Consider the following 12603-nt stretch of genomic DNA (forward strand, 5'->3'; position numbering starts at 1 on the left):
CCTCAGTCAGTACCACCGACTGTCATAGCGTCTAGTTTCAGCGTTGGCTGACCGACGCCGACCGGTAAGCTCTGACCATCCTTGCCGCACACACCGACACCTTGGTCGAGCGCTAAATCATTACCCACCATTGAGACCTTACTCATTGCCTCGGGCCCGTTACCAATTAAAGTCGCGCCTTTAATAGGTTGAGTAATTTTACCGTCCTCAATCAAGTATGCTTCTGATGCCGAAAACACGAATTGACCCGACGTGATATCGACTTGACCACCAGCAAAGTGCGGCGCGTAAATCCCCCGCTTCACAGACGCGATAATATCCTCGGGCTGGTGCTCACCGGGTAGCATGTAAGTATTTGTCATCCGCGGCATAGGCAAGTGTGCATAGCTCTCGCGACGACCGTTACCCGTCACCGCGTGGCCCATCAGACGAGCATTCATTTTATCCTGCATGTAGCCTTTCAAGATGCCATTTTCGATCAGCACATTGCGCCCTGCAGGTGTGCCTTCGTCGTCAATACTTAGCGAGCCGCGGCGATCGGCTAAGGTGCCATCGTCAACGATAGTACAAAGTTCCGAAGCCACTTTTTCACCTATTTTACCCGCGTACGCCGAAGAACCTTTACGGTTAAAGTCACCTTCAAGTCCGTGCCCAACCGCTTCATGCAACAATACACCCGGCCAGCCGGCACCAAGTACTACTGGCATCGTTCCTGCCGGAGCGGCAATGGCTTCTAAGTTTACTAATGCTTGGCGAACCGCTTCTTCAGCAAACGCTTTCCAGCGGGGTGTGCCTTCTTCATCTTTAAAGAAGTACTCATAGCTGACGCGCGCGCCACCTCCTGCTGAACCCCGCTCTCGTCGCCCTTCTTGTTCAACAATGACAGAGCAGTTTAAGCGGACTAGTGGTCTGTGGTCTTCAGCAAACGTGCCGTCAGTCGCTGCAACAAGCACGTCGTCGTAACTGCCCGAGAGACTAACAACCACCTGAGATACACGCTTATCTTGCGCACGCGCATGGGCATCCACCTGCTTCAACAGCGCAATTTTCTCCGCCTCTTCGAGTGACTGCAGTGGGTTCTTAGCGGCATACTGTGCCGCTACCGACTGCTTAGTCCACGCCTTGACCTGTTTACTTTGACCTTGCCGAACAATGCCGCGTGCCGCGTTACACGTTTGTGTGAGTGCTTGCTGAGTAATCTCGTCAGCATAAGCAAAGCCTGTTTTTTCACCTTGTATGGCACGGACACCCATACCCGTTTCATTGTGATATGCACCGTCTTTAATAATGCCGTCTTCTAATACCCATGACTCGTTGACACTGCCTTGAAAATAAATGTCAGCAAAGTCGATATCGCCGTTGTACAAGGTACCCAGCGCTCTAGCGAGATCCGACTCAGTCACAGGTAGTTCATTTATCCAACTCAATTTATCGCTCATACATCCTCATTTAGATTAGCACTCACCGCTAGACGCGTTTGATCCGCGACAGGCATCTGCGCGCGAATGTTCTCTAATTTTTCTCTGTCAAAATAGGCACTGACAACGCCCTCTCCATCGGCTTGCTCGGCTATGACTTCACCCCAGGGGTCAACGATCATCGAGTGTCCATAGGTACGGCGTCCGTTGGCGGCCTCGCCGTATTGGTTGGGTGCCAACATATACACTTGCTGCTCAATCGCCCGCGCTCTCACCAGCGGATGCCAGTGTGCTGCACCTGTTACCTCAGTAAATGCTGAGGGTAATAAAATAATATCGGCGCCCTTGGCACGCAGCGCTTTGAATAACTCCGGAAAACGTAAATCATAACACACCGCCATACCGACCACAGCGAAGCCGAGGTCGATGGTGACAATCGAACTTCCCGCACGTGTCCAGCGTGATTCTCGGTATTGCCGCGTGTTGTCGGCAACGTCAACATCAAACAAGTGGATTTTATCATAACGCGCCAGGCAGCGACCGTCGGGCCCATAACACAAGCTGGCTGCTGCAAAGCGTTCGCCCGCCTGAAGCGGAATGGTGCCACCGACAAGGTATATTTCATGCTGTTTAGCTAGCTCAGATAAGCGTTGTTGTACGGGTCCATTACCAACAGGTTCGGCCATATCTAACTGAGCTCGGTCGCCAGCACCAAAGCAGCTAAACGCTTCAGGAACCACTACCAGTTGCGGGCGTTGCTCTGGCAATTGTTCTAATAAACGTTCAAGCAGAGCAAGGTTTTCAGTGGGCGTCTTAAAACTACTGAGTTGGATTGCGCTGAGTAGAGGTGACGTCATTGTTTGCCTCCTTATCTTTTTCCAATTCTGGAATGTCCACAGGGCGGCTGTCTCGTTCAACTTCTTGAACGACAGGGTTATCAATAGTACCAGTGACGTGGTAGCGCAACAATGAGATAACTTTGGCGTCTTGCAGCACCTTGTCAATGAGCAGTGCCGCTAATCCGCTCGGTGGATTAACCATCCAAGCCAAAATAACAGGTAAACTAGAGGTCACTTTAGGGGCGTAAGTTAACTCATAATTTAACGACTGCGTCTCTAAATCAGTCGAGCCACGAATCGCCATATCGCCGGCGGACCCAAATAATTGCGTATCATTGGTAGTCAAAACACCCTGCGCGATCTGCACGCTTCCATTGAGGTCGGTATAGAACATTCCTTGCGAAAACACGTCACGAAAATCCAAAGTGAGTTTACGCAAGATACCATCTAAGCTTAGTAGAGAAAAAAGTCGTGCTCCGCCATCACTGACCTCAGCCAAGTAACCTTGTCCAAAGTCCCACTGAAGTGCTCCCGATAAGGTATCGAAATCCACCTGATGAGGATGATCGTTCCAACGTACACCAAAACTGACCTTAGCTGAGCTATCACGAATCGCGGTTTCAAGGCCATACTCTCGTAACAATTCCCCAATATCACTGGTTGTCAACTCACCACTTAGTTGTGTTAACGGCTGTCCTTCACTGACCATCCAAAAACCCGACGCCTCAAGCTGCTCCGTTTCCGTCGTCATTTTCAGTTGATTGAGTGCAATGCCCCCTTGGATAGGAACTAACTCAGCATGTACACGCCCTAAATGGTGATCATCCAAACGACACACCTTACAAGTAATGTTGAGCGGCGGAACGCGGCTGACCCACTCGTAGTCGGAGGAGTCAGCAGGCTCAGAAGTTGTATTCGCCGGCGTGCTGGTATTGAGCTGCGCGAAATCTGCATTAACTTCAATGGGATCTTCTAAAAACGCTTCGGGGAGCGTTGCTTTCACTGATAAGTTATCTGCCAAAATGCGCGCCTGCCAAACACGCTTTTCAGGATAAATATCAATATCAGCATTATTAAACGACTGCTGTCCCCATGAAAGAGCATCGGTTTTGATGCGGATAGAATCAGGCAGATACCAAGCACTTAGCGACTGTTCACTATTGGCATTTGATGGGCCATCATCGGCGAACGAATCACTTATGAAATACAGCAAGTCGTACCATTGACCGATGGCTAGATTCGGTAAGTAGGCACGAATATCAAAGGTCGCTTCACTATTGAGGTCCGGCAACGACGTCCTATCGCCAATGGTCAGGCTTGCATACTGCCACTGGGGGACCCCCGGTTGCCAGGCACTTCGCCAGCGCAAACGGTCACCAGATTTTACCTCGAGTGCTAGATCGTTGCCGTTACCATCGAGCCTTACATCTAATTGCCAGTTTTCACCGAACTCCTTATTCAAAGGTTCCGGGAGCCGTGATTCGAGCCCAGTAAGATCGAGTTGTGAATTCGCCGATACCTGAACCTCATCCTGAATATTCAGATCGACATTGACGATACCATTGATTGCACCATAAAAATAACGCGCCCATCCCTGTTTCGGTAGCGCTTTGAAGAGCGGTTCAAGTTGCCAATCTAATTCATTTTCGACCGTCAGGTGATAACCCTCTGATTGAGGTTTACCAACAACCTTACTAGCGAAGGGACGTCCAAACCATTTCAGCACAAGATTCTCGGTCGCGACTTGCTGGTCGTCTATCAACAAGGTACCTGACTGAACATCAAACCATTGATCGATCGCCGCGATATAGACTCGGTTACCCGCTAAGTCAGCTTGCACATCAACCCCAACCTCTCGCGAACCGTCAAATGGAACATCGAGGTTAAACTGACCACTGATGCGGCTTTCAGGCATTACTTGGTTAAACACTTCAGCGACCGAGGTCAACGGTGACTGCTGAAATACCGAGCGTACGGACGATGCCGGTCCAGCGACTTTTGCGTTAACCTGTAAACCACGGCTTGGATCGAGCAAGTCAGCAATAGTGGCATTGACTTGTTCGATCGTCACACCATTGATACGTCCCTGTGAAGCTCGCATGTTCAAACTATGTTGATAAAAATCGAGCGTCAGTGGTAGTTCCTGCAGAGCTGGCCAATCGGGCTGAAAACGATAAGTCAGCGTATCGAACTGCACACTTGCATTAAAAACCCCCTGATTTATATTGCGAGGAAGCATAAAGTGCTCGGCTCGCCATGCCAGCGTCATTTGCTTTACCGCGCCTTCCGCTAATGCGCCGGATAAGTAACGCTTGAGCCCTTCCCCCATCACATCCGGTAATGCCGTTTTCAACGAGTCCACAGCAAAGGGTTGTTTGCTAAGCAACGCCAGTTCAAACCCTGGACCTAGGGCCTCGTTTGAGCGCCAAACACCTCGCGCTTCAAGTTGCATATCGGCAATTGCAAGTTGGCTATCTTGCCATGCCACTTGCCAGCCGTCAGAGCCATAGTCAGCGGAGCCACCTATTGCTACGTTATTCAGTTGCCAAGCACGTTGTTCGGATAGATGATCACTGGTAATTGTTAACTGCGGTGCTTGAATCGTCCAATGCGCCTGTTGGAGATCGCCCTCAGCTATCATAGATAAAGGTGAAAAGGCCGGAATTGTGTCTGAACCAGAGGCACTCACATTATCGAGCTCTGCTCGCCAGTGCCATGGATGCTTAGCATCGCTCCGCAAATAGAGATCGGCCTCAGCCTCAAGGCCAGACGACTGCACTGTCTGATATGTCAGCCCACCATCATCCACTAATTGCAAAAGCGGCGTCAGTTTCGACAGCGGCAAATGTTCTATACTTGCACTCAGTGTATCCGCAATACTTTGCACGCGCATTGCTGGCCATTCCAGCGAATTGTTGTCGACTTCGACGGTCATTGGGGTACTGTTAATAAGCCACCCCTGACCATGTCTTTCCATCTGTACTTCACCCGACGGTATATGTAAATCAACGACTCTATTGTCTCGTTGCATCGTCAAACGATTATCCAAGATCCGCATCAAAGCCTTCGATACTTGACCTTGGAAAATATCCAACCACACCGTAAAATTGACATTTGAGTCGGTGATGTCGATACCAGGAATTTGTTTTTCGAGCCAAGGACTCACATCTATCCCGCGTGAGTCTACATAAAACTGACCGACCATATCACGCCAACGACGCCCTTCGAGTTGCAACACGAAGTTTAAGCGATTCGGCGTGAAATTTTTGACTCTGAATTGACCAACACCTTGGTGGATGCTACCTCGGTTACTCCAAGATAACCTTTCGATATCGATGGTTCGTGAGTTGCCGCTGAGCGGGGTTACATGCAAGCTACTTTGCTGAAAGGAAAAGCTTTCTAATTGATTCAGAAATAATTGCTCGACTTGGTCAAGCTTTACGCTTTCACTCTCACCCTGTGTCAAACGCCGCAGATCTAATTGAATATCTGCCTGCTCAAGAATAAACTGTTGCAGTACCCATTGGCGCTCGGCCACTGATTCCCAGAAATCAATAACCACCCAAAGTCGACCCACATCAACACTGAGCGCGTCATGGTCGGCGTCACCGAGTTTGAAGTTTGATAACTCGATGGCGGAGCCTTGTTGACGCCAAGATAATGCTAATTGATTAATATGAACCTGTTGCCCAAGACTTGCGCTCACTTGCCTTTCTAACGGTTTAGTGAGGTCAGGAAAATAAGGCAATCCATAGCGTAATAAGCTCAGCAGTACGGCAGCCACCACTAATAAAATGGCCGATAACCAAACCAGCTTGTGAAAACTCCAGCTTATTGCGCGTTTTAAAGTCACTACATCATCACCACATCAAATTGCTCTTGGTTGTAGAGCGGCTCTGTTTGTATTGTTATTTGACGCGAAACAAACAACTCAAGTTCAGCCAATGCATGAGATTCTTCATTCAACAAAGCTTCACTCACCGGTGCGGATGCGTAAACGACGAATTTATCGGCTTCATAGGCTTTGTGCACGCGGACAATTTCTCGCATAATTTCATAACATACTGTTTCAACGGTTTTCATTGAGCCCCGTCCGCGACATACCGGACACTCACCACACAATACGTGTTCGAGACTCTCGCGTGTACGTTTACGCGTCATCTCGACTAAGCCGAGTGTGGTAAAGCCATTTATCGAGGTCTTAGCACGATCCTTATTTAATGCTTGTTCAAGGCTATGAAGAACTCGCCGCTTATGCTCTTCATCTTGCATATCGATAAAATCAATAATGATAATACCGCCTAAGTTTCGCAAGCGTAATTGCCGTGCTATGGCTTGGGTGGCTTCAATATTAGTATTGAATATCGTCTCTTCGAGGTTTCGATGTCCCACAAATGCACCGGTGTTGATATCGATAGTCGTCATCGCTTCGGTCTGATCAATAATTAATGACCCACCCGACTTCAATTCGACGCGTCTATCTAAAGCACGCTGAATTTCATTTTCAATATCAAACAGGTCAAAAATCGGACGATCTCCGCGATAATACTCCAACACGTGCGTTAGTTCTGGAATAAAATCCTTAGTAAATAACTTCAATTGATCGAGTGTGGTGCGAGAATCGACACGAATGCGCTCTATCGCCTCACCGACAAAGTCCCGCAGCACGCGACAACAGAGGTTTAAATCTTCATATAAAATTCCGACCCGGCGTTGCGACTTTTTGCGCTTCTTAATCTGCGACCACAAGCGTGTTAAAAACTCTGCATCACTTGTTAGCGAACCCTCGTCAACACCCTCGCCCGCAGTTCGGACGATGAACTTGCCTTCATCGTGACTGAGTGACTCCGCAATCGAACGTAGGCGTTCACGTTCATCGGCATCATCAATGCGTTGTGATACGCCGACGTGATTACTCTGTGGCATGAAAACCAAATAACGGGACGGTAACGTAATATCGGTGGTAAGCCGTGCTCCCTTTGTACCCAGCGGGTCTTTAACAACCTGAACCATAATCGGCTGGCCTTGGTGCACAAGCTGAGTGATATTCAACTGTGACTTCTCTTCACGCTCAATCGTTTCACCACCGTCCAGTGTTGTCACAATATCCGATGCGTGCAGAAAAGCTGCTTTATCTAAGCCGATATCTACAAACGCTGCCTGCATGCCCGGCAACACCCGCGATACCTTGCCCATATAGATATTGCCCACGAGACCACGTTTGACTTGGCGTTCGATATGCACTTCTTGCAAAATGCCGTTCTCAACCAACACCACTCGACTCTCGGTGGGCGTCACATTCATTAGTACTTCTACGCTCATGGTCTCATCCTAGTTTGGCTTCGACGGCCTGTAAAAGCTGTTCGGTTTCGTAAAGAGGCAAACCGACGACCGCAGTATAACTCCCGCTTATCCGTTTAACCCAACGGGCTGCTCCGCCTTGAATCGCGTAACCTGCCGCTTTATCTAGAGGTTCTCCAGTTTGCCAGTAAGTTAACGCTGCTGACTCGCTGATAGCGCCCATGCTCACCTCCGTGGTCACTTCTTCTCTTTGAACCAAGCTGGGCGCATTGCCATCATAATACATGATGCAAACGGCTGTGCGTACCTTATGGGTACGTTCGGCTAGGGAGCGTAGCATTGCAATACCGTGCGCTTGGTCTCGCGGCTTTTCCATAACCTCACCATCGCGATCGATAAGCGTATCGGAACCTATCACGATACAGGGTGCGCCATATTGTTTAGCAGATGCAATCGCTTTTTCGTAAGCTAATCTTTTAACGTATGCCGATGCCGTTTCATGTGTACCTTGTTGTTCCGGAATATCGCTTGCTAAACAGACAAAGTCGGCACGAATTTGTTGCAATAGCTCACGTCGACGAGGTGAACCAGAGGCGAGGACTAACTGCATTAAACAACTCCAAAGCGACGACGGATTTTGCGTAACAGAGGAAACAGCCAAAACCAAAACAATGCCGACGTCAGCGCTGGCCAAAAGTAGCTTGATGTGAATTGTGCATCATGAATAAACACATTTGCTTGAAACACGATGAGTCGCTTAATCAATATTAAAAATGCGATTAATATCACTTGCTGGGGTAGCGAGAAGTTGCGAATACGCTGAAAGTGGCGGGCAGCGAAGTAGCTCACAACAACCATTCCGAGCGCATGCACGCCCAGCACGGAGCCCAGCAAAATATCGGTTAACACGCCAAGGACGAGTGCAGTACCCAGGCTCACTCGATGCGGAAGCGCGATAATCCAATAGAGCAATACCAACGTCACCCAATCGGGTCGATACACATCAATACTCGCAGGCATCGGCATCACCATCAATACCAGTGCAACTAAGTACGTGAGTACGAGCGGTATTAATCCGTGCTTAAACATGGTTATTTCTGATCCTCAAAAATCGGCGCTTGCTCGGCACCTTGTGGCCATAGCAACAATACCGTTCGCACGCGGTCGAGTGCACTGATTGAATCGGCTGTCACTTCGGCAAATGGCAGTGATTCGTTGCGATTGATATGCGTGATACGCGCCACCGGGTAGCCTTCTGGATACACGCCCCCTAACCCGGAGGTCATCAGTAAGTCTCCCTCGGCAAGTTCGGAGCTGTGTGGCACAAACATAAGCTGCAGCTTGCCAATCTCACCGGTTCCTTGCGCGAGTACCCGAATATCATTTCGCTCGGCGCGTAACGCAATGCCATGGCTCTGATCAGAGATCAGTAGCACACGGGCTGTGTTACTGCCAACATCTTGGATTTGGCCGACCACACCCTTGCTATCAATAACCGGTTGTCCCTCGTAGACGCCATTGAGCGTTCCTTTGTTGATCACCAATTGTTGGCTAAACGGCTCTGAAGCCACCGCTACCACTTCAGCTACCATACGCCGACTCGGTTGACGTTGTTCTGAACCCAGAAGTGCACGTAGACGCTTATTTTCGTTACTAATGAATTGCAACTGTTGAAGCTGAGCACGTAATTCAAGCATTTGCTTTTTCAGCGCTTGATTCTCTTCAGCAAGCTGTTCTTGATTTTTAACACTCTCAGAAAAGTTACTTAGGATTTGCTCTGGTAAAATAGCTAAATACTGGACGGGTGTGACCAAGGAGTTCAGAAACATCCGCACAGGCTGCATCGCTTGCAGTCGATGGTCGACAAAAATCAATAGAAACGAACAGGCTAGTGCGAGCACTAGCCTGGATAGTAATGAGGGTCCACGAGTGAATAAGGTTTTCATCTGTGCGCTAACTACACCCCACCTAAATTGACTTACTCGTAACTAAACAAATCACCGCCGTGCATGGCGATCATTTCAAGTGCCTTACCGCCTCCACGTGCTACACAAGTGAGTGGGTCATCTGCAATCACAACAGGGATGCCGGTTTCTTCCATTAACAAACGGTCGAGATCTTTTAGTAAAGCCCCCCCGCCTGTTAGAACCATTCCACGCTCCGAAATATCAGACGCTAACTCGGGTGGCGACTGCTCAAGTGCAACCATCACGGCACTAACGATACCCATTAACGGCTCTTGTAAAGCTTCGAGAATCTCATTGCTGTTGAGTGTGAACGAGCGCGGTACGCCTTCCGCTAGGTTACGCCCGCGCACTTCGATTTCCTTCAGCTCTTCACCTGGGAATGCGGAGCCGATTTCGTGTTTGATTCGTTCCGCTGTCGCGTCACCAATCAACGCACCAAAGTTACGACGTACATAATTAATAATGGCTTCATCAAATTTGTCACCACCAATACGAACAGATGATGAGTAAACTACACCATTTAATGAAATAATCGCGACTTCTGTTGTACCACCACCAATATCAACAACCATCGAACCCGTCGCCTCAGATACTGGTAAGCCGGCACCAATCGCGGCAGCCATAGGCTCATCAATAAGGTGAACTTCACGTGCGCCAGCACCTAACGCTGATTCACGAATTGCGCGGCGCTCTACTTGCGTCGAGCCGCAAGGAACACAGACCAATACGCGTGGGCTTGGCTTAAAGTAATGGCTGTCATGCACTTGCTTAATAAAGAACTGAAGCATTTTTTCGCACACATAAAAGTCGGCGATAACACCATCCTTCATCGGGCGAATCGCTTTGATGTTGCCAGGAGTACGGCCTAACATCTGCTTCGCTGCTGCACCCACGGCTGCAATTGCTTTAGGTCCACCTGAGCGCTCCTGTCGAATAGCCACGACAGATGGCTCGTTGAGCACGATGCCCTCGTCCTTTACATAAATCAACGTATTGGCAGTACCCAAGTCAATGGATAAGTCGTTTGAAAACAAGCCGCGAATTTTCTTAAACATGTAGCGGTAAATCCCTAAAAAAAAGTGCTAAAAACTGCAATCAAGCGCACATTATTGCGCTCGTACTACCCGAAACCCAATATAGTTAGAACTAAAATCTGCTGGAAGTTCCATTCGCGTCGAAACACGCGCTAGGCTAGGTGCAAAGTTCCATGCACCGCCACGGACAACTTGTCCTTCTTCAGAGCGAGTCCATTCCCAGACATTACCTACGGTGTCGAACAACCCCCACGGATTACGCGCGAATTGAGCAACAGGTGCTGAACGCTCATTTGACCATTCAGACCCACAGTGGCGACAGTTAGCGTTTTTCACGCCAACGTCTTCTCCCCACCAAAAGTCAGTTTCTGTGCCAGCGCGAGCCGCATATTCCCATTGCTTCTCAGAAGGGATATCGTAATCGAAACCGCTTTTGTCTGACAACCAGTCAGTGTATGCCTTTACATCTTCATAACTAATACAGACAACCGGTGAATTCTCTGTTTGCTGAAATCCTGGGCTGCGCCAATTTAACGTACCGTCCATTTTCGGCATGCCGTTGTTCAGTTCAGCACAATTACCGTTCTTCTCTGCTTCTGTGACATAGGCGGTATCATTAACGAAATCACGAAACTTTCCCACCGCCACCTCTGTATCACTGATACCAAAAGGTGTGTCAATCGTTACGGTTTGCACAGGACGTTCGTTAGGTAAACCATCACCGCTTAAGTCGCCCATTTGATAGTTACCGGCCGGTACGACTACAAGTTCAGGTCCTCTGACATCACGAAATAAAATATCTTGAACCTTTTCACCACGCGTAAACGAGTAGTCCGATTTTTCTAGTTCAGCGCGAATAGATTGCGCATCGCTCAGCCGAATGACGTCACTGTATGAACTATAACCATACTTACGAACTTCAACGCGGTGTTCCCCACGAGGCAACATGATCTCAATGGGTGTTGAGCCATAGCTGACGCCATCAATTAACACTTCATCGTCGTACACGTTCGAGCGCAAAGTAAGAGGATGCATGACAGCATCGCTCGATGACCCTGCATTCGTCTGGGTTGTGCTGGCCTGTTCGGCATTTTCAACGACACAGTATCGCGCGTCGATTTCAAGCAATCGGCAAGCTTGTGCACGAGGAAGCTGTCCACGTAATTCAACAGCAATTTTTACACCATAGTTTCCTTGTCCACTAAAGCCATTACTGACTGTCTTGGAGCCTAGGATCTGAACATTGGGGCTCACTTGCTCAAGGTTTTGACGAGCCTGCTCGGCCTCGCTCAAGCCACTTACGATTTCGTTGAGGTATTGCTTCGAGGCCTTTTGTTTGGCTAATAATTTACCACGCGTCTCGCATTGGCTGAGTGTTTCCTCACGGTCACACACAATCGACTGACTCACTTCGAGCTCACCCGTTTGGTTGAATTCACGTTCCAAACGCTCTACACGAGCCACCTCGCGCTGATCTTTCAGCGACTCGATCTCATTGAGCAGTGCGTGACGGCTGACTCGCGCTTCCTCAACTTCTTGCTGTTTGTCATCAACTAATTGAATCTGTGTTGCTATATCTTTCTTGTTTTGCTGATGAGCCATAACGGCTTCTTTATACGCTTGCTGAGCACCGGCAATATCAATTGTCGGATCATCCACCAGCTGTTGATAGCGGTTGTTCATTTCTTGCAAAGCGGTTTGTCTTTGTTTCTCGAGCGTTTGATTGCGTTCGCGCAGCGAGGCTAGCTTTTGTTCCAGCTGCTCGGCTTCGTCTTTAAGACGTTGCACCGTTTGCGTATAGTTATCGTATTCATTTTGCAAACTCGTGATCTTGTCGGAGATCTGCTCCACCGTCATTGACTGCTGTTGCTCTTGCAGAGCATAAGCCGGCGAAGCGATTGTCAAAGTCGAGGCCATCACTAAGGCCAGTTGAGCCAGTCGCATCATGTTCCCATTCCAAGCTTGAAAGTAATAAAGCGGTAGAGACGTTAAGCCTTACCAGCGCTCTTTATTCGAATATTTATTGGTAAACGTCGTTAACGTC

Annotated in this window: 9 protein-coding genes; all 9 read right to left on the minus strand. The window is 48.8% G+C overall.

What is annotated here, in order from left to right:
* Positions 1-2: 2 nt before the first annotated feature.
* From tldD to AWU56_RS01045, 9 genes are read right to left on the minus strand one after another with little or no spacing between them, the layout of a single operon-like run.
* Positions 3-1439: a metalloprotease TldD gene (tldD, locus tag AWU56_RS01005; RefSeq protein ID WP_006956875.1), complete on the minus strand. Its 1437-nt coding sequence runs from the start codon at positions 1437-1439 to the stop codon at positions 3-5.
* Positions 1436-2275: a carbon-nitrogen hydrolase family protein gene (locus tag AWU56_RS01010; protein WP_272978202.1), complete on the minus strand. Its 840-nt coding sequence runs from the start codon at positions 2273-2275 to the stop codon at positions 1436-1438. The genes tldD and AWU56_RS01010 overlap by 4 nt, the downstream gene beginning before the upstream one ends.
* Positions 2238-6110 (minus strand): YhdP family protein, encoded by a 3873-nt coding sequence (locus AWU56_RS01015; protein WP_286681512.1) that lies wholly within the window; start codon positions 6108-6110, stop codon positions 2238-2240. The genes AWU56_RS01010 and AWU56_RS01015 overlap by 38 nt, the downstream gene beginning before the upstream one ends.
* Positions 6110-7579 (minus strand): ribonuclease G, encoded by a 1470-nt coding sequence (gene rng, locus AWU56_RS01020; RefSeq protein WP_006956878.1) that lies wholly within the window; start codon positions 7577-7579, stop codon positions 6110-6112. Before rng ends, AWU56_RS01015 begins: the two co-directional genes overlap by 1 nt.
* A gap of 4 nt (positions 7580-7583) precedes the next feature.
* Positions 7584-8168 (minus strand): nucleoside triphosphate pyrophosphatase, encoded by a 585-nt coding sequence (locus AWU56_RS01025; protein WP_286681513.1) that lies wholly within the window; start codon positions 8166-8168, stop codon positions 7584-7586.
* A complete protein-coding gene (mreD, locus tag AWU56_RS01030) occupies positions 8168-8647 on the minus strand; it encodes a rod shape-determining protein MreD (RefSeq protein WP_006956880.1) in 480 nt (159 codons plus the stop codon). The genes AWU56_RS01025 and mreD overlap by 1 nt, the downstream gene beginning before the upstream one ends.
* 2 nt (positions 8648-8649) lie before the next feature.
* The gene (gene mreC, locus AWU56_RS01035; protein WP_286681514.1) at positions 8650-9504 is read right to left on the minus strand and encodes a rod shape-determining protein MreC; all 855 of its coding nucleotides are present in this window, start codon (positions 9502-9504) and stop codon (positions 8650-8652) included.
* Between the two features lie 32 nt (positions 9505-9536).
* Positions 9537-10580 (minus strand): rod shape-determining protein, encoded by a 1044-nt coding sequence (locus AWU56_RS01040; RefSeq protein ID WP_006956882.1) that lies wholly within the window; start codon positions 10578-10580, stop codon positions 9537-9539.
* 51 nt (positions 10581-10631) lie between these two features.
* Positions 10632-12506 carry a formylglycine-generating enzyme family protein gene (locus AWU56_RS01045; RefSeq protein ID WP_286681515.1) on the minus strand — a complete coding sequence of 625 codons (1875 nt, stop codon included), beginning with the start codon at positions 12504-12506 and terminating at the stop codon, positions 10632-10634.
* Positions 12507-12603 lie beyond the last annotated feature (97 nt).

The sequence above is a fragment of the Idiomarina sp. T82-3 genome, assembly GCF_001577655.1.
Classification (GTDB): domain Bacteria; phylum Pseudomonadota; class Gammaproteobacteria; order Enterobacterales; family Alteromonadaceae; genus Idiomarina; species Idiomarina baltica.

What these genes read in the sequence shown, in the direction of transcription:
- mreC (WP_286681514.1), bottom strand. Translation starts at nt 9,504, where the DNA reads ATGAAAACCTTATTCACTCGTGGACCCTCATTACTATCCAGGCTAGTG.
- mreD (WP_006956880.1), bottom strand. Translation starts at nt 8,647, where the DNA reads ATGTTTAAGCACGGATTAATACCGCTCGTACTCACGTACTTAGTTGCA.
- AWU56_RS01010 (WP_272978202.1), bottom strand. Translation starts at nt 2,275, where the DNA reads ATGACGTCACCTCTACTCAGCGCAATCCAACTCAGTAGTTTTAAGACG.
- AWU56_RS01040 (WP_006956882.1), bottom strand. Translation starts at nt 10,580, where the DNA reads ATGTTTAAGAAAATTCGCGGCTTGTTTTCAAACGACTTATCCATTGAC.
- AWU56_RS01025 (WP_286681513.1), bottom strand. Translation starts at nt 8,168, where the DNA reads ATGCAGTTAGTCCTCGCCTCTGGTTCACCTCGTCGACGTGAGCTATTG.
- rng (WP_006956878.1), bottom strand. Translation starts at nt 7,579, where the DNA reads ATGAGCGTAGAAGTACTAATGAATGTGACGCCCACCGAGAGTCGAGTG.
- AWU56_RS01045 (WP_286681515.1), bottom strand. Translation starts at nt 12,506, where the DNA reads ATGATGCGACTGGCTCAACTGGCCTTAGTGATGGCCTCGACTTTGACA.
- tldD (WP_006956875.1), bottom strand. Translation starts at nt 1,439, where the DNA reads ATGAGCGATAAATTGAGTTGGATAAATGAACTACCTGTGACTGAGTCG.